At 67.8% G+C, this 17,568-nt stretch carries 16 protein-coding genes; 6 read left to right on the top strand and 10 right to left on the bottom strand.

Translation table 11 applies throughout. The features are described from left to right. Window positions 1–53 precede the first annotated feature (53 nt). Together BO996_RS10125 and BO996_RS10120 are read right to left on the bottom strand one after the other, a co-directional pair. Window positions 54–344, bottom strand: coding sequence for an H-NS histone family protein (locus tag BO996_RS10125; RefSeq protein WP_012204081.1), 291 nt, complete (start codon window positions 342–344; stop codon window positions 54–56). Between the two features lie 100 nt (window positions 345–444). Further along, window positions 445–1,758 (bottom strand): hemolysin family protein, encoded by a 1,314-nt coding sequence (locus tag BO996_RS10120; RefSeq protein WP_012204080.1) that lies wholly within the window; start codon window positions 1,756–1,758, stop codon window positions 445–447. A 24-nt stretch (window positions 1,759–1,782) separates the two neighbouring features. Between BO996_RS10120 and BO996_RS10115 the strand changes: the two genes are divergently transcribed. Beyond that, window positions 1,783–2,628 (top strand): symmetrical bis(5'-nucleosyl)-tetraphosphatase, encoded by an 846-nt coding sequence (locus BO996_RS10115; protein WP_071954660.1) that lies wholly within the window; start codon window positions 1,783–1,785, stop codon window positions 2,626–2,628. Window positions 2,629–2,713: 85 nt separating this feature from the next. Here the strand turns inward: BO996_RS10115 and BO996_RS10110 are convergent, their stop codons facing one another. From BO996_RS10110 to BO996_RS10100, 3 genes are all read right to left on the bottom strand, one after another. Then, the gene (locus BO996_RS10110; protein ID WP_013803680.1) at window positions 2,714–4,228 is read right to left on the bottom strand and encodes a DEAD/DEAH box helicase; all 1,515 of its coding nucleotides are present in this window, start codon (window positions 4,226–4,228) and stop codon (window positions 2,714–2,716) included. A 220-nt stretch (window positions 4,229–4,448) separates the two neighbouring features. Then, a complete protein-coding gene (gene ypfJ / locus BO996_RS10105; RefSeq protein WP_012204077.1) occupies window positions 4,449–5,327 on the bottom strand; it encodes a KPN_02809 family neutral zinc metallopeptidase in 879 nt (292 codons plus the stop codon). A 108-nt stretch (window positions 5,328–5,435) separates the two neighbouring features. Further along, on the bottom strand, window positions 5,436–5,792 hold the full coding sequence (locus tag BO996_RS10100; protein WP_224986416.1) for a hypothetical protein: 357 nt from the start codon (window positions 5,790–5,792) through the stop codon (window positions 5,436–5,438). A 101-nt stretch (window positions 5,793–5,893) separates the two neighbouring features. On the opposite strand from BO996_RS10100, the gene BO996_RS10095 reads away from it, so the two are divergent. The 4 genes from BO996_RS10095 (at window position 5,894) to nadB (ending at window position 11,398) form a co-directional block, all read left to right on the top strand. Beyond that, the gene (locus BO996_RS10095; protein WP_071954659.1) at window positions 5,894–6,841 is read left to right on the top strand and encodes a delta(1)-pyrroline-2-carboxylate reductase family protein; all 948 of its coding nucleotides are present in this window, start codon (window positions 5,894–5,896) and stop codon (window positions 6,839–6,841) included. Between the two features lie 15 nt (window positions 6,842–6,856). Continuing rightward, the gene (locus BO996_RS10090; RefSeq protein WP_071954658.1) at window positions 6,857–8,608 is read left to right on the top strand and encodes a sensor domain-containing diguanylate cyclase; all 1,752 of its coding nucleotides are present in this window, start codon (window positions 6,857–6,859) and stop codon (window positions 8,606–8,608) included. 143 nt (window positions 8,609–8,751) lie between these two features. After that, window positions 8,752–9,885 carry a quinolinate synthase NadA gene (nadA, locus tag BO996_RS10085; protein ID WP_071954657.1) on the top strand — a complete coding sequence of 378 codons (1,134 nt, stop codon included), beginning with the start codon at window positions 8,752–8,754 and terminating at the stop codon, window positions 9,883–9,885. Window positions 9,886–9,895: 10 nt separating this feature from the next. Beyond that, complete coding sequence (gene nadB / locus BO996_RS10080; RefSeq protein WP_071957064.1) at window positions 9,896–11,398, top strand: L-aspartate oxidase; 1,503 nt, start codon at window positions 9,896–9,898, stop codon at window positions 11,396–11,398. A gap of 306 nt (window positions 11,399–11,704) precedes the next feature. Here nadB and dcd read toward each other — a convergent pair whose 3' ends face one another. The 3 genes from dcd to BO996_RS10065 all read right to left on the bottom strand — a co-directional run bounded on the left by dcd (window position 11,705) and on the right by BO996_RS10065 (window position 14,857). After that, window positions 11,705–12,277, bottom strand: coding sequence for a dCTP deaminase (dcd, locus tag BO996_RS10075; protein ID WP_013803686.1), 573 nt, complete (start codon window positions 12,275–12,277; stop codon window positions 11,705–11,707). A 68-nt stretch (window positions 12,278–12,345) separates the two neighbouring features. Next, window positions 12,346–13,638 carry a guanine deaminase gene (gene guaD / locus BO996_RS10070; protein WP_071954656.1) on the bottom strand — a complete coding sequence of 431 codons (1,293 nt, stop codon included), beginning with the start codon at window positions 13,636–13,638 and terminating at the stop codon, window positions 12,346–12,348. A gap of 112 nt (window positions 13,639–13,750) precedes the next feature. Next, window positions 13,751–14,857 carry a BMP family ABC transporter substrate-binding protein gene (locus tag BO996_RS10065; protein WP_071954655.1) on the bottom strand — a complete coding sequence of 369 codons (1,107 nt, stop codon included), beginning with the start codon at window positions 14,855–14,857 and terminating at the stop codon, window positions 13,751–13,753. Window positions 14,858–15,051: 194 nt separating this feature from the next. Here BO996_RS10065 and BO996_RS10060 point away from each other — a divergent pair, with 194 nt between their 5' ends. After that, window positions 15,052–15,492 (top strand): HIT family protein, encoded by a 441-nt coding sequence (locus BO996_RS10060; RefSeq protein WP_071954654.1) that lies wholly within the window; start codon window positions 15,052–15,054, stop codon window positions 15,490–15,492. Window positions 15,493–15,498: 6 nt separating this feature from the next. Here BO996_RS10060 and BO996_RS10055 read toward each other — a convergent pair whose 3' ends face one another. Continuing rightward, window positions 15,499–16,548, bottom strand: coding sequence for an adenosine deaminase (locus BO996_RS10055; protein ID WP_071954653.1), 1,050 nt, complete (start codon window positions 16,546–16,548; stop codon window positions 15,499–15,501). After that, window positions 16,548–17,555 carry an aromatic ring-hydroxylating dioxygenase subunit alpha gene (locus tag BO996_RS10050; RefSeq protein ID WP_071954652.1) on the bottom strand — a complete coding sequence of 336 codons (1,008 nt, stop codon included), beginning with the start codon at window positions 17,553–17,555 and terminating at the stop codon, window positions 16,548–16,550. Before BO996_RS10050 ends, BO996_RS10055 begins: the two co-directional genes overlap by 1 nt. Window positions 17,556–17,568 lie beyond the last annotated feature (13 nt).

Genomic DNA, 17,568 nt, shown 5'->3' with positions numbered 1-17,568 from the left:
TGACAATGAAAAAAGCCCGCACTGGGCGGGCTCTTTCATGCGCGACGGGAAAATCAGATGACAAACTTCTCACGGTCCTGATTCTGAATCCACTTTGGCGGCTTGCCGCGTCCGGTCCAGGTTTGGCCGGTTGCGGGATCGCGGTACTTGGGAGCCACTTTGGCGCCGGTTGTGCCAGCGGTACGACCACGAGCTGCAGGAAACACGTCATCGGCAGTCAGACCATATTCGGCAATCAAGTTGCGAACCTGTCCCACGGCGTCGGCAAGCTCGCGCTTGCGTGCTTCCTGGATCTGTTGCTCCAGTTCCTGTCGCTGCTTCAGCAGTTCCTTGTAAGAGCTCATGGTATGCGCCTTGAAAGTAGTTTAAGAGCTTTCATTATAAAAACATAATCAGCCCATGGCGCAAGACGCATGTAAGCAAAACCCACAATATCGCTGCTGCCTATTGCGAAGAGTAGTTCTCGGATAAATCCGATATGGCCAGCACCTTGTCAATGCGTTTGCCATCGAGATCGATGACCTCGAAGATCCAGCCTGCACAGCTGACCCGTTCCCCCAGAATGGGCAAATGACCGCTTTCTGCCATGAGAAGGCCCGCCACGGTGTTGTATCGGCCGCGGTGCTCATCGGGAAGATCACGAATATCGAGGCGCGCCTTCAGCTCCGATATGGGCATCAGGCCGTCCAATAGCCAGGAGCCATCCTCGCGCTGCATGGCCCAGGCTTCTGCCTCGGTCACAGGCTGTAACTCGCCGGTAATCGCCTCGAGCAAATCCCGGGGCGTCATGATGCCCTGCACCACGCCATATTCATCCACCACAAACACCATGCGCCCGGACCGGGCACGCAATTGCTCCAGCAGCTCCATGGCGCTGAGCGTCTCGGGCAGGAAAGAAGCCGGCAGCACATGTTCGTACAGCGTGGTGCCGGCGGCATCCGAGCCCAATGCCAGCAGGCGCGCCACGCTGATGATGCCGACCACGTCATCCAGCGAATTGCGGCACACCGGGTACCAGGAATGCCCGCCCTTCGAGTGGTCGTCGGCCGAGGCCTGCAATGCCTCGGTGACGGTCATGTCGGCATCCAGCCATTGCACATCGCCGCGCGGGACCATGATCGACGTCAGTGAGCGGTCATCGAGGTGAAAGACGTTTTGCACCATCTGGTGCTCGTTGGCCTCGATCACCCCGGCATCCCGCCCTTCGGCCAGGCTTGCCACGATTTCCTCTTCGGTCACGGCGCGCGCTGCGGATTCATTGATGCGCAGCAGAGTCAGCATGGCGCGCGTGGAAAAGGCCAGCAGCCGCACAAAGGGCTTTGCGGCGGATGCCACCCAGGTCATGGGCCGGGAAACCACCGTGGCCACGGTTTCGGGATAAAGCTGGCCTATGCGCTTTGGCACCAGCTCGCCGAAGACGATGGTGACGAAGGTGATCACGGTCACGACGAGCGCCGTGGCAGAAATGCTGGCCGCGCGTTCCGGAATTCCCAGGCCCAGCAGCCATGCGGCCAGCCCGTCACTGAAGGCCGCCTCGCCCAAAATGCCGTTGAGCAGGCCGATGGAGGTGATGCCCACCTGCACCGACGAAAGAAATTGCGTGGGGTTTTCGAGCAAGGCCAGTGCTGCCACCGCACCCTTGTCGCCTGTTTCAGCCAGTGCCACCAACCGAGCCTTGCGGCTGGAGGCCAGTGCCAATTCGGACATTGCAAACACCCCATTGAGCAGCGTAAGCAACGCGATCAGCAGAAAATCCATGGTTCGTATATCAGAAAGAAGACCATGGCACTTTACTGTATCGGCGATATCCAGGGATGCCACGACGCCTTTGAGCGCCTGCTGCACCGCGTGGACTTCTCCGCCAGCCGCGATACCTTGTACATCCTGGGCGACCTTGTGAACCGCGGTCCGGAATCGGACAAGGTGCTGCGCACCTGCATGGCCGCCGGCGACTCTATGCGCGCCCTGCTGGGCAACCATGACCTGCACCTGCTGGCCGCTGCCCAGGGCGTGCGACGCAGCAGCCGGCGCGACACGCTGGCCCGGGTGCTGGATGCGCCCGACCGCGATCAGCTGCTGGACTGGCTGCGCCACCAGCCGCTGGCGCGCAGCCACCGCATGGCGCATGGCGAGGAACTGCTGATGGTCCATGCCGGCGTGCTGCCGCAGTGGAGCAGCCAGGACGTGATGGCGCTGGCGGGCGAGGTGCATTCGGTACTGCGCAGCAAGCAGTTGCCCGATTTCTTGCAGGCCATGTACGGCAACCAGCCCGATCGCTGGTCACCCGACCTGCAGGGCTGGGAGCGCCTGCGGGTCATCGTCAACGCCTTGACCCGGCTGCGCTTTTGCACCGCACAGGGTGTCATGGATTTCGACAGCACCGAGTCGGCCGAGCAGGCGGCGCCCGGCCTCATGCCCTGGTTCGACGTGCCGGGCCGCGCCACGGCGAGCGCAACGATTGCGTTTGGCCACTGGTCCACGCTGGGCCACATCAGCCGGCCCGACCTGGTGGCGCTGGACACCGGCTGCGTCTGGGGTGGCTGCCTGAGCATGATGCGTTTCGGCGATCACCTGGCGGACCGGGAACTGATCCAGGTGGACTGCCCGCAGGCGCAGGCCCCGGGCTGACCTGGACGACGCCGATGAGCGAGCGCCCATGAAAAAACGCCTGCAAGGCAGGCGTTTTTCGTGAGGCAGGCGGCTTGCGCGGCGCTCAGACCTCGGAAGTGGCGACGGGTGCCACAGGCGGGACCGGCGCGACAGGCGCAACAGGCGCCTTGAACAGCGCGGCCAGCTTGCGCTTGGGCTTGATGCCGCTGCCCGCCTTGGGCGCGGCAGCACCCTGGCTGTCCCAGCTCGCATCGACGCTGGCGGTTGCCTCGTAGGGCTTGTCGAAGAACGGGTCCGAATGCGCCGGGCGCTGGGCCATGCGCGAGCCGCGATGGCCAAAACCGGAACTGCCCCGCGACGCATCACCGCCGCGATCGCCACGCTCGGCGCCGCGATCCCGTTCACGACCGTAGCCGCCGCTGCTTTGGCGCGGCAGCTCGTCAAAACGGTGACCACGCGGTGCGCTGCCACGGAAATCTTCCATGGGGCAGGCCTCGACGTTGATCTTCTTCTTGATGAGCTTCTCGATCTCGCCCACCAGGCGCGCATCGTGGTTGGTCACCAGGGTCACGGCAATGCCGGAGGCGCCTGCGCGGCCCGTGCGGCCGATGCGGTGCACATAGTCTTCGGCGTTGAAGGGCACGTCGTAGTTGAAGACGGCCGGCACGTCCTTGATGTCCAGGCCACGGGCCGCGACATCGGTACACACCAGCAGATCCACCTCGCCGCGCTTGAAGGCTTCAAGCGCCTTCAGTCGCTCGTCCTGGCTCTTGTCGCCGTGCAGCGCCGTTGCGCGCAGGCCATCACGCTCCAGAGCGCGCGTCAGGCGCGCACAGCCCAGCTTGCTGTTGGAGAAGACGAAGGCCTGGCGGATGTCGCGCTGCTTGAGCAGGGAGCGCAGCGCATAGCGCTTGTCGTCGTCGCTGACGCTGTAGAAGCGCTGCTCCACCGTGGAAGCCGTCTCGTTGGGGCGGGCCACTTCGATGGTGACGGGGTCCTGCAGGTAGCTGCTGGCCAGGCGCTTGATCTCGGGCGAGAAGGTGGCGCTGAACAGCAAGGTGGTGCGTGTCTTGGGCAGGTGGGACAGGATGCGCTGCAGATCGGGCAAAAAGCCGATGTCCAGCATGCGGTCTGCCTCGTCAAGCACCACGTACTCGACCTGGTTGAGCACGGCGTTCTTGGCTTCGATGTGGTCAAGCAGACGGCCCGGCGTGGCCACCAGCACCTCGACGCCCTTCTTGAGCTCCAGCGTCTGCGGCTTCATGTCCATGCCGCCGAACACCACGGTGCTGCGCAGCTTGGTGTACTTCGCATACTGGGCGATCTGCTGGGCCACCTGGTCCGCCAGTTCGCGTGTGGGCAAAAGCACCAACGCCCGCACGGGGTGGCGTGCAGGCGAAGCGGAGGTATTTTCGTGGCGCATCAGCCGCTGCAGCAACGGCAGCGAGAACGCCGCCGTCTTGCCTGTGCCGGTCTGGGCGGCGCCCATGACATCCTTGCCGGTCAGAACGACCGGAATGGCCTGTGCCTGGATGGGCGTCATGGACTCGTAGCCCATGTCGGCCACTGCGCGCGCCAGGGACTCAGCCAGCTGGAGATTGGAGAAAGAGCTTGTCATTGAGAGCGCTATTGTCGCACCTAGCGCGATTTGTGCGTTGCAATAACGCCAATTGGCACCTGGACAAGCATGGCGTTGTGTGAGCGCAACCCGCAAAAACCCGGTATGAGGGCCCGCAATGCGGGCATTTTGTCGTCGCCGGGCAGCCTCCAGATGAAAAAGCGGCCCCTCGCAGGGGCCGGCGAACCTTGAACAGCAAGGCGAGTGTAGGGGGTACTTCTCAGAGAGAAGCGGCCGAAAAAGTGTCGCAGGACTTGACGCTGCCGGTACGCAGGCCGGTGCTGAACCAGCGCTGGCGCTGGGCGCTGGTGCCGTGCGTGAAGCTGTCCGGCACCACGGCGCCGCCGCCTGCGCGCTGCAGGGCGTCGTCGCCGATCTTGGATGCCGCATTCATGGCCGACTCCACATCGCCCTGCTCCAGGATCTGGCGGGCGCTTTGCGCGCGGTTCGCCCAGACGCCGGCCAGGCAATCGGCCTGCAGCTCCAGCTTGACCGACAGATGGTTGTATTCGACCTTGCTGACGCGGCCACGGGCGCGGTCCACCTGGGCGCTGATGCCCAGCAGGTTCTGCACGTGGTGGCCCACCTCGTGGGCAATCACATAGGCCTGGGCGAAATCGCCGGGCGCGCCCAGCTGGTTCTTGAGCGTTTCGTAGAAGCCCAGGTCGATATACACCTTCTGGTCGGCAGGGCAGTAGAAGGGCCCCATGGCCGACTGCCCCGTGCCGCAGGCCGTGGGCGTTGCGCCACGGAACAGCACGAGCTTGGGATCGGTATATTGGGCGCCACCTTGGCGGAACACATCGCGCCAGACATCTTCGGTATCGGCCAGCACGGTGGAAACAAAGCGGGCGAGCTTGTCATCGGCCGGCGGCTTGTGGGCCGGGCCCTGAGGCTGCTGCACCTGCACCGGCGAGCCGCCGCTGAGCGCACCCAGGATGGTCAGCGGGTTGATGCCCAGCACCCAGCCGCCGACCAGGGCGATGACGATGGTGCCAATGCCTATGCTGCGTCCGCCGAAGACGGGGCCGCCGCCACCGCCACCCTCGTCACGGCGGTCTTCCACATTGTCCGACTCGCGGTTGCCATCCCATCTCATGGTGTTCACTCCTGGATCTGTGCTGCAGCCTGCAGCATCGGGCGGCGATATTACGTCGGAACCTGCAGGACTGCAGCGACCGCAGCTGTGGCAATGATACGGCGTGTATCAGCGCACGGGCTGCACCGCCATGGGGGCGGTGGCGGGTGGCGCCTGGCTGCGCAGGACCTGCTCGCGGGCCACCAGCACCATGGCGGCCAGCAGCGCGGCGACGATGCCCAGGCCGATGACGACCGCCAGGCCCAGCCCCCATCCGCCGCGCCTGCGCCGCTCGCGTGCGGGCTCGCCGGGCCGGCGGGGCGCGGGAGCCTGCTCGCTGGGCGGCTGCTCGCGCTGCCACGGCTCGGGCGCGGGTCCGCGCCGCTGCTGCTCATAGCGCGGGGCCGATTCCTTGCGCGGAGCTTCGGGCCGCGCCGAACCGTCCCAGCGGGGCTCTTCGCGCGGATAAGAAGGCTTTTGTGACATAGGCGACATCGTAGTGCCTGCGCAGGCCCTCACGGGCCTGTGCGCAGCACTGGACACATCGCGAATTGGTCGATCCAAGCCTACTGTGTACAGTCGCGGCCATGAGCCATTCCAGCATGCCCTCCTCCACCGCCCTTGACGCCCAGGCCACGGCCGGGCTGTTGCCCTGGAACGAACTGGCCGAAGAGATCGCCGCCCTGCTGCTGCAGCCCCAGGCAGCGCAGGTGCCGGCGCGCATCGTGATGCCCCTGCCGGCCGGTGGCAGCCTGTTTTGCATGCCCGCCACCGACGGCCAGGTGGCCATGACCAAGCTGATCAGCTTCACGCCCGGCAACGCCGGCACGCCGCGCGCCACCATCCAGGGGGATGTGGTGGTCTTCGACGTGGCCACGGGCGAGCGCCGCCTGATCCTGGACGGCCCCACGGTCACGGCGCGGCGCACGGCCGCCGTATCGCTGCTGGCCGCGCAAAGGCTGGCGCCGAATCCGCAGGGTCCGTTGCTGATCGTGGGCGCCGGCGTGCAGGGCCTGGCCCATTTGCAGGCCTTTGCCGCAGGCCTGGACGTGCGCGAGGTTCAGGTGGCATCGCGCAGCGCGCAGAGCGCCCAGGCGCTGGTCGACCAGGCCCGGGCCATGGGACTGCAGGCCACCGCCGTGGAGGATGTGGAGGCGGCGGCGCGCCACTGCCCGCTGATCGTGACCTGCACGCCCGCCCGGGCCGTGGTGCTGCGCGAGGCGCCGCGCAGCGATGCCTTCATCTCGGCCGTGGGCGCCTTCACGCCGCAGATGGTGGAGCTGGCACCCGGCCTGTGCCAGGGCTTGCTGCAGTCGGGCCGCGTGGTGGTCGATACCGGGGATGCGCTGCATGAGGCCGGTGACCTGCTGCAGGCCGGCATCGATGTCGCCGCCCTGCCCACGCTGGAGCAGGTGGTGCGCGAGCAATGGCCGCGCTCGGATTCGCCCGTGCTGTTCAAATGCTGCGGCTGGGGTGGCTGGGATCTTGCAGCCACCCGCCTGGCCATGCGCCGGACCGCACTCCAGAACAGTTGAAAGCGGATTTCTGCGTTGAACGAGCTTTTCCCCCCGGATTCCCCCGCCCCGGCTTCCAGCACCGCGCCCAGTCGCTGGCAGCGCCTGGGCCTTCGCACGCAACTGGCCCTGGTCTTCGGCTCGCTGCTGGTGGGCGTGACGGTGCTGATGTCGCTGGCATTCGGCGAGCTGCTGCGCTGGCGCATGGAGCGCGAGGTCAGCGCCTCGCTGCATGCCATGGCCTCCAACGCCGCCCGGCAGCTGTCCGATGGCCTGTTCAGCCGCGCCCATACCGTGGAAGTGCTGGCCGCCTCGCCGGAGCTCTGGATCCAGGGGCTGGAGGCCCCGGGCGTGGGCGCACTGCTCAACCGCGCCCGTTCACTGACGCCCACCAGCCTCTGGATCGGCGTGGCCGACGCCGAGGGCACGGTGCGCAGCGCGACCGACCAGGTGCTGGTGGGCCTCGATGTCAGCGACCGGCCCTGGTTCGAGCCGGGCCTGCAGCGCGTCCATGTGGGCGATGTGCGCGCCTCCTCGCCTGTGATGTCCGCCTTGCTGCCGCCTGCGGCCGACGGCGCGCCGCGCCGGTTCATGGACTTCGCGGCGCCCATTCGCGTGGGCGATCTCACCCAGGGCGTGCTGTGCATGCACAGCAGCTGGGAATGGGTGCGCGAAACCATGCAGACCCTGCAGCAGGCCGACAGCGCCGACCGGCAGATCGGCCTGTTCATCTTCGACCGGCGTGGACGGCTCATCCACGCGCCGGGCGACAGCCTGGAGCCGTTGCTGGCCCTGGACCAGCGCCTGCCGGTGGCCCATACCGTGTCAGCCGACACGGCCGATGCCACGCTGCAGCCCGTACAGGTGGCGCGCTGGCAGGACAGCCCGCAGAGCTTTCTGACAGCCACCGTGCCGCTGCAGGCCCACAACCGGGCAACCGCCATGGGCTGGCACATCGTGGCCCGGCAGCCGCATGACAGCGCCTATGCGCCCGCGCGCCAGGCCATGCACCAGGTGCTGGCCGGCGGCCTGGCAGCCGCGCTGGTGGCCGCCGTCATCGCCTGGCTGGTGGCGCGCAGGCTGAGCCAGGATCTCAAGCGCCTGGCCCGTGCCGCCAATGGCATCGACGGCAGCGGTGCGGCCTCCGACATCCCGCAGCTGCACAGCAGCCGCGAAGTGCACCGCCTTTCGCAGGCGCTGCGCGGCAGCATTGCCCAGTTGCGCTCGGCCAATGAGGCCATGGAGCGCCAGGTGCGCGAGCGCACGCTGCAGCTGCAGCAGGCCAATGCCGAACTGGAGCACCAGGCGCGCAGCGATCCGCTCACGGGCCTGCTCAACCGCCGGGGCTTCGATTTCCAGCTGGACTTCGCCATGGCGCTGGCGCGCCGCAGCGGCCGCCCCTTGAGCGTGCTCGTCATCGACGTGGACTACTTCAAGCGCATCAACGACCAGCACGGCCACGACATGGGCGACGCCGTGCTGCGCACCCTGGCGCGCGCCTTCCGCATGCGGCTGCGCGAGTCCGACGTGCTGGCCCGCATGGGGGGCGAGGAATTCCTGGCGCTGCTGCCCGACACCACGGCCGATGCCGCCGTGGTCATTGCCGAGCAACTGCGCGAACTGCTGGCCTCCACGCCCATGGCCCACGGCGAGCCCGTCACCGCCAGCGTGGGCGTGGCCACGCTGCGCGGCACCACGGACACTGCCACCGCCATGCTGCGCCGTGGCGACGAAGCGCTGTACGAGGCCAAGGGCGCGGGCCGCAACAACGTGCAGCTGCAGCGCTGAGGCGGCCCCGCGCCGCTTTTCCCGCCCTCGATTTCCTGACTGCCGCAAAACACCTGTGCGGCAAAAAACACCACACTAATACTCAAATTGAGCATATTATTCGCAGCCATCACCAGCCCTTTCCACAGTCCCGGACGGCCACCATGCAGCTCAAATCCGTGCAGTACGACAAGCCCCATTTCTCCCTCGCCGGCCAGTGCGGCATCGGCGAGGCCTGGGCCCGCATTCCTCCCGAACTTGACCGCGCCCAGCGCCTTCGGACCGCCGAGCGCATACGCGCCCTGCTGCACGAGCGCGATGCCGTGCTCGTGGCCCATTACTACGTGGACGGCGAACTGCAGGACCTGGCGCGCGAGACCGGCGGCTGCGTGGGCGATTCGCTGGAGATGGCGCGCTTCGGCGCCCAGCACCAGGCCAGCACCCTGGTCGTGGCCGGCGTGCGCTTCATGGGAGAGACCGCCAAGATCCTCAGCCCGGAAAAGCGGGTGCTCATGCCCGACGACGACGCCAGCTGCTCGCTGGACCTGGGCTGCCCGGCAGACGAGTTCAGCGCCTTTTGCGACGCCCATCCCGACCGCACGGTCGTGGTCTACGCCAATACCAGCGCGGCGGTGAAGGCGCGCGCCGACTGGGTGGTCACATCGTCGGTGGGACAGGACATCGTGGCCCACCTGCACGCCTGCGGCGAGAAGATCCTCTGGGCGCCCGACCGCCACCTGGGCGCCCACATCCAGCGCCAGACCGGCGCGGACATGCTGCTGTGGCATGGCTCCTGCCTGGTCCATGACGAGTTCAAGGCCGACGAACTGGCCGCCATGGCGCTGGAGCACCCGCAGGCCGCCATCCTCGTGCACCCCGAGTCGCCGGCCGCCGTGGCCGCCCAGGCCGATGTGGTGGGCTCCACCACCCAGCTCATCAACGCGGCAGGCCGGCTGCCTACCGACACCTTCATCGTCGCCACCGACCAGGGCATCCTGCACGACATGCGCATGCGCTACCCGGGCAAGACCTTCCTGCCCGCGCCCACGGCCGGCCAGGGCGCCACCTGCAAGAGCTGCGCCATGTGCCCCTGGATGGCGATGAACAGCCTGCACGGCGTGGAACTGGCCCTGGAGCAGGGCCTGTGCGCCATCGAGGTGGACCCCGCCATTGCCCAGGCCGCGCGCCGCCCCATCGAACGCATGCTGGCTTTCGCGGCCGGCCACCGCCAGCCCGTGCGCGCCAGCGGCGACCTTGCGCGCGATGCAGCGCTCTTCCAGCATTTCGGTCCCGCCTGAGGACAGCGCCATGACACAGCCTTGCACAGACGTACTCATCATCGGCGCCGGCCTGGCCGGCATGGCCGCCGCCCTGTCGCTGCCGCCGCATCTGCGCGTGGCCCTGCTCAGCAAGGGCGCGGCCGAGGAATGCGCCAGCGCCTGGGCCCAGGGCGGCATTGCCGCCGTGCTGGATGCACAGGACAGCATCGACGAACACGTGGCAGACACCCTGGTCGCGGGCGCAGGCCAGTGCGATGCACAGGCCGTGCGCGCCATCCTTGAGCAGGCGCCTGCCGCCATCAATTGGCTGGTGGCCCACGGCGTGCCTTTCACGCGTGACGACAGCGGTGGCCTGCACCTCACGCGCGAGGGCGGCCACGGCCGCAGCCGCATCGTGCATGCCGCCGACTGCACCGGACAGGCCGTGCACGCCGCCCTGCTGCACGCCTGCCGGGAGCGCGCGAACATCGATTTGCATGAGCACACCAGCGCGCTGGACCTGCTGACCGAAGGACAGCCTGCGCACTGCACAGGCGCGCTGGTGCGCCTGCCCGATGGCCACCAGCAGCGCTGGCATGCCGCGCATACCGTGCTGGCCACGGGCGGGCTGGGGCAGGTCTATCCCGCCACCACCAACCCGGCCACCGCCACGGGCGACGGCGTGGCCATGGCCTGGCGCGCGGGCTGCCGTGTGGGCGACCTGGAGTTCATGCAGTTCCATCCCACGGCCCTGCAGGTGGGCGGCCGTGCGGCCGGCCTGGTCTCCGAGGCATTGCGCGGCGAAGGCGCCCTGCTGCGCCTGCCGGACGGCACGCGCTTCATGCCTGCCCATGACGAGCGGGCTGAACTGGCGCCGCGCGACATCGTGGCCAGGGCCATCCGGCACGAGATGGACCGCCATGGCCTGGCCTTCGTGCACCTGGACATCACCCACCGGCCACGTGCCTGGCTGCAGTCGCATTTCCCGGGCGTGATGGCCCTGTGCGCCAGCCATGGCATCGACATTGCCACGCAGCCGATTCCCGTGGCCCCCTGCGCCCACTACGCCTGCGGCGGCGTGCTGGCCGATATCGACGGGCGCACGGATGTCGATGGCCTGCGCGCCATTGGCGAGGTGGCGCGCACCGGCCTGCACGGCGCCAACCGGCTGGCCAGCAATTCGCTGCTCGAATGCGTGGTGATGGGGCGGGCTGCCGCCCGGGCCATCGCGCAGCAGCCGGCTGCCGCCCCTGCGCCGGCCCGGCCGACCGAAACCCTGCAGGCCGGCGCACAGGAGCAGGACACGGCAGCCGTCGCGCAGGAGTTGCGCCAGCTCATGCAGGACTGCGTGGGCATACAGCGCAGCGACCAGGGCCTGGCGCAGGCCGTGCAGCGCATTGCGGCATGGCGTGAAAGGCTGGCACCTGCCGCAGGCCATGCGCTGCGCAACCAGCTCGATGTCTGCTGGCTCATGGCCACGGCCGCCGCCGCACGGCGCGAGAGCTGCGGCGCACATTCGCGCATCGACGCCGCCCTGGCGCTGGTGGAATGAAAATGGCCCCCACGCTCCCCTTGCTGCGCAAGGTCCGCTGCCCCCCGAGGGGGCTGCTTTTCATCTTGGGGCGGCCCGGCGATGAAAAATGGCCCCCACGCTACCCTTGCTGCGCAAGGTCCGCTGCCTCCCCGAGGGGGTTGCTTTTCATCTTGGGGCGGCCCGGCGATGAAAAATGGCCCCCACGCTACCCTTGCTGCGCAAGGTCCGCTGCCCCCCAGGGGGCTGCTTTTCATCTTGGGGCGGCCCGGCGATGAAAAAGGCCCGCAGCTTTCGCTGCGGGCCTTGTCTTCCGGGCCAAAGCCGTCAGGCCTTGGGAAGCGTCACGCCCACCTGGCCCTGGTACTTGCCGCCACGGTCGCGGTAGCTGACCTCGCAGACATCGTCGGGATCGCTCTCGAAGAACAGCACCTGGGCGCAGCCTTCGCCGGCGTAGATGCGGGCGGGCAGCGGCGTGGTGTTGGAGAACTCCAGCGTCACATAGCCTTCCCATTCGGGCTCGAAGGGGGTGACGTTGACGATGATGCCGCAGCGCGCGTAGGTGCTCTTGCCCAGGCAGATGGTCAGCACGTTGCGCGGGATGCGGAAGTACTCGACTGTGCGCGCCAGCGCGAAGCTGTTGGGCGGGATGATGCAGCTGTCACCCTCGAAATCGACGAAGCTCTTTTCATCGAAGTTCTTGGGGTCCACCACGGTGCTGTGGATGTTGGTGAACACCTTGAATTCGGGTGCGCAGCGGATGTCGTAGCCATAGCTGCTGGTGCCGTAGCTGATGATCTTGCGGCCATCGACGTTGCGAACCTGGGCCGGCTCGAAAGGCTCGATCATGCCGTGATCCTCGGCCATGCGACGGATCCACTTGTCGCTCTTGATGCTCATGGCAATTCCTCGTTCCCTAGCTGCACTTGTCAGGCGCCAGCACCCGGCCGGGCACTGGCGCAAAGGCGCTATTTTGCTTGAGAAACGACGGTGCGCTCGATCAGGCGGTCATCGCCCAGGATGATCATGGCGAACAGCAGCTCGTCCAGGCTCTCGGCCTGGCGGGTCTTGCGCTCGAGCAGCGGCGTGCAGGCCGGGTTGATGACCACGAAGTCGGCCTCGCAGCCCGGCTGCAGGTTGCCCACCTGGCCCGCCAGGCCCAGGGCGCGCGCCGCGCCCGCCGTGTGCTGCCACCACAGGTTGCCCGGAGACAGGCTCAGGCCCTGCTTGGTCTGGCCCTCGCGGCCCGCCACATAGGCGGCCTGCATGGTGCGGAAAGGGCTGAAGCTCATGCCGCCGCCCACGTCGCTGGCCAGGCCGTAGAGGAACTGCGCGGCATCGGCCCGCGCAAAGTCGAAGAAGCCGCTGCCCAGGAACAGGTTGCTGGTGGGGCTGACGGCCGCAGCGGTGCTGCGTTCACGCATCAGTGCGCGGTCCTCGTCGTCCAGGTGGATGCAGTGCGCGTAGACGGCGCGCTCGCGCATCAGGCCGAAGTCGTCGTAGACCGACAGATAGCTGCGGGCCTTCGGAAAGAGCTCGGCCACCCAGCGCACTTCGTCCAGGTTCTCGGCCACGTGCGACTGGATCCAGACATCGGCGTACCGTGCGGCCAGCTCGCCCGCGCCGCGCAGCTGCTCGTGCGTGCTGGTGGGCGCAAAGCGCGGCGTGATGGCGTAGCCCAGGCGGTCCACGCCATGCCAGCGCTGGATCAGGTTTTCGGTGTCGATCAGGCTTTGCTCGGTCTGGTCGCGCACGCCGTCGGGGCTGTGGCGGTCCTGCAGCACCTTGCCCGTGATCATGCGCATGCCGCGCGCCTGCGACGCGCCCATGAACGCATCGACCGAACCCGGGTGCGAGGTGGCAAAGGCCAGCGCCGTGGTCACGCCGTTGCGCTGCAGCTCGTCCAGGAAGAACTCGGCCACGCTGTCGGCATGGGCGCGTTCGCAAAAGGCCGACTCGTGCGGAAAGGTGTATTTCTCCAGCCAGGGCAGCAGGCCGGCGGCGGGCGCGCCGATCACATCGGTCTGCGGATAGTGGATGTGCAGGTCGATGAAGCCCGGCGCCAGGATGCGACCCGGCAGATGGGTGACTTCGGCGCCCGGCTGTCCGGTGAACTGCGCCTGCAGCGCTTGCCAGCTGCCGGCGGCGACGACGCGCTGCTGCCCCCTGTCATCCGGGGCGACGGCCAGCAGGCCGTCTTCGTCGTAGAGCGCCTGGCCATCGTCGGCAAAACGCAGCAATGAGGAACGGTAGATTTGCATGCCGCCAAGCTTAGCGGGCGGACAGGCAGATGCCATATCCGCAGCGCTATAGGCGCCATTGGCAGGCGCCATCCTAGGGTTTACGCCAGGATCGGACGCCCCGCAGGCGGCATCACTTGGGCAGGGTGGCCTGCACGCCTTCCACCAGCCAGTTCATCTGCAGGATCTGTGCATCGTCCAGCTGCTTGCCGGCAGGAATGCGCACCTGGCCCTGGTTGTCGCGCACCGGCTGGTCGCCGGCCTTGAAGGGCTGCAGGCGGCCCTGGGCCATGTCCTTTTGGCGCTGCAGCACTTCCTCGCGCACGGCGGGCGGCAGCTTGGGGCCGAAGCCCTCCACGCGGATCATGCCCTCGCGCACGCCGCCCCAGGTGTCCTGGCTCTTCCAGCTGCCGTCCAGCACGGCGCGGGCGCGCGCCGTGTAGTAGTCGCCCCACTGGTGGGTGACGGCCAGCAACTGGGCGTCGGGCCCGTCCTTGCGCATGTCGGAGTGGTAGGCAATCGCCATGCGGCCGCGCTCCTGGGCGGCCTGCATCACGGCCGTGGATGCGACCTGGAAGGACACCACGTCCACGCCGCCGTTGAACAGCGCCATGGCCGCATCGCGCTCGCGCGGCGGGTCGAACCAGGTATCCAGCCAGACCACCTTGACCGTGGCCTTGGGATTGACAGAACGCATGCCCAGCGTGAAGGCGTTGATGCCTTGCAGCACCTCGGGAATCGGAAAGCCGACCACGAAGCCGGCCACGCCCGTCTTGCTGGCACGGCCGGCGGCAATGCCCGACAGATAGCGGCCCTCGTAGTAGCGCGCATTCGAGGTGGCCACGTTGTCGGTGCGCTTGAAGCCCGTGACCGACTCGAACTTCACCTGCGGGAAGTCGCGCGCCACGCGCATCACGGACTCGGTGTAGCCGAAGCTGGTGGTGAAGATCAGCTGGTTGCCCGAGGCCGCCAGGTCGCGCAGCACGCGCTCGGCGTCGGGGCCCTCGGGCACGCTGTCCACCGCACGGGTCTGCACGCGCGGGCCCAGGGCCGCCTGCAAGGCGCGCCGGCCCTCGTCGTGCTGGCGCGTCCAGCCGGCGTCGAGCACGGGCGTCAGATAGACGAAGGCGGCCTTGAGGGGCGCGGACCCTGCGGGGGATGAAGGGGCGGGATGGCCTTGGGACAAGGCCGTGGATACAAGACTTGCGGCCGCGACTGCGGCTGCGAGGTTTTTGTACATGGTGTTCCTCTACATGGCCCGGAAATGAAAACGCACCGGCCATGGGCAGCGGCCGGTGCGGGGCGCGATTATAGGCAGCGGCCCTGAGGGCTGCCTGGGCCTGCGCTTATGGCCTCCATAAGGGACGGCAGATACCGTCCACTAAGATCGTCGGCAAATTCCAACCCCAAGCAACCACCAAGGAGTACAGGACCATGCCGATGTTCGTCGATACCTCGCCCCCGGGGCAGTGCCTTTTTTGCCGCCTCGTGGCGGGCGAGATCCCGTCCGCCAAGGTGTTCGAGGACGAGCAGACCATCGCCTTCATGGACATCGGCCAGGTCAACCCCGGCCATGTGCTGGTGGCCAGCAAGCGCCATGCCGTGACCCTGCTGGACCTCACGCCCGACGAGGCCGGCGCCGTGATGCGCACGGCCCAGCGCGTGGCGCAGGCCGTGCAGTCAGCGTTCGACCCCGAAGGCATCAGCCTGTTCCAGGCCAATGGCGCGGCCGGCGGGCAGACCGTCTTCCACTTCCACCTCCATGTGCTGCCGCGCCACGAGGGCGACGGCGTGGGCCTGGGCTGGCCGCGCAAGGAGCCCGGCATGCAGGCGCTGCAGGACCATGCCGAGCGCCTCAGGCAGGCGCTGGCCTGAACGGGCTCAGGCCAGGGCGGCGTATCGGGCGAACACGGCCTCCAGCTGGCGCATCCAGTGGGCGCGCTGCTGGGGTGTGACGAAGCTGGCGTCAAAGCTGTTGACCGCCAGCTGCCAGGCCTGCTGCGAGTTCATGCCCGTGGCGGCGAACAGCTGCAGGTAGTTCTCGTTCACATAGCCGCCGAAATAGGCCGGATCATCGGAGTTGACCGTGACCTTGAGCCCTGCCTCCAAGAGCTGGGGCAGGTTGTGCTGGGCCAGGTCGGACACCACACACAGCTTGAGGTTGGACAGCGGGCACACGGTCAGCGGCACGCCGTCGCGCACCAGGCGCTGCATCAGGGCCTCGTCGCGCGCGGCCTGCACGCCGTGGTCTATGCGCTCGGAATGCAGCACGTCCAGCGCGCCCCAGATGTAGGCGGGAGGTCCCTCCTCGCCCGCATGCGCGACCAGGTGCAGGCCCAGCTCGCGGCAGCGCGCGAACACGCGGGCGAACTTCTCGGGCGGGTTGCCGACCTCGCTGCTGTCCAGCCCCACGCCGATGAAGCGGTCGCGCAGCGGCAGCGCGGCCTCCAGCGTGGCGAAAGCGTCCTCTTCGCTGAGGTGGCGCAGAAAGCTCAGGATCAGCGCCGACGAGATGCCCTGCTCTATCTCCGCATCGCGGCAGGCGCGGTACAGGCCGTTGATCACGGTCTCCATGCCCACGCCGCGCTGGGTGTGGGTCTGGGGGTCGAAGAAGATCTCGGCATGGACCACGTTGTCCTGCGCGGCGCGCGTCAGGTAGGCGCGGCCCATGTCGTAGAAATCCTGCTCGTACAGCAGCACGCTGGCGCCGGCGTAGTAGATGTCCAGAAAGCTTTGCAGGTCGGTGAAGGCATAGGCGCGGCGCAGGTCTTCCACGCTGGCGTAGGGCAGCTTCACGCCGTTGCGCTGGGCCAGGGCGAAGATCAGCTCGGGCTCCAGCGAGCCTTCGATGTGTATGTGCAGCTCGGCCTTGGGCATGGCCTTGAGCAATTGGGGCAGATGCGCGGCATCCACGGCGGGTACGGTGTGCATCAGCAGACTCCGAAGGTGATGCCGCTGGCCCGGAGGTAGCGGCGGTAGGCGGACGACATGCGGTCGGCCGCAGAGTGCATTTCGGCGCGCGGGTCCAGCGGCAGGCACTTGGGCTGCTGGGACTCCAGCACGGGCTGGTCCTGGCAGAAGATGGTGTGCTGGAATTCCTGCAGCTGGGCGTCGGGCGAGTCGAAGTCTGCCACGGCCAGCCGGAACCAGACGCGGCTGGTCTCGGGCGTGACGGGGCAGATGAACAGTGCGATGGACTCGCGCCAGCCTACCTTGGTGGTGCCGGACTCGGGCAGCTTGGTCAGCACGGCAGCATAGGGCGCCGTGACTTCGTAGGTGTATTCGACCTCGGCCGCGCTGGTGGAGTGCAGGTTGGACTGCGGCTGCACGGCCTTGCAGCCCGTGGCCAGCACACCCGTCGACGTGGTCTCCACGGCATAGGCTTCGATGGCCGTGGCGTCGCGGCTGCCCAGCCAGCCTTCGTGGACAAAGCCGAAGTGCGACATGTCCAGGAAGTTCTCGATGATGCGCGGCGCGCTGGCGGCCACATCGTAGGGGCCGCAGTTGAGCTTGCGCAGGTGCGCGTCCGCCTCGGCTTCAAAGGCTGGAAGTGCCGCCAGGGCCGCCAGGGCCGGAGCCGCCGAGAGCTCCTCGCCCGTGGCCAGCCGCACCCAGACCAGGCCGTAGGCTTCCTGTGCCTCGAAGGCCTTCACGCATTGCGAGGGCGGCGGCGTGAAGCTGGGCAGGGCCGGCACCTTGACGCACTGGCCGCTGTCGGCGAACTGCCAGCCGTGGTAGGGGCATTCAAGGTGGCCGTTCTCGACACGGCCCATGGACAGGCGTGCGCCACGGTGCGGGCAGCGGTCCACGAAGACGCGGACCAGGCCTTGCGGATCGCGCCACAGCACCAGGGGCTGGTCCAGCAGTTGCACGCCCAGCGGCGCATCGACAACTTCGTGGGCCTGGGCCACGGGATGCCAGAGGGAGTTTTCGATCATGGGGGAATCTCTT

This window comes from Delftia sp. HK171 (assembly GCF_001886655.1).
Taxonomy (GTDB): Bacteria; Pseudomonadota; Gammaproteobacteria; order Burkholderiales; family Burkholderiaceae_C; genus Comamonas; species Comamonas acidovorans.
This window is presented reverse-complemented; position numbering and strand designations above follow the sequence as displayed.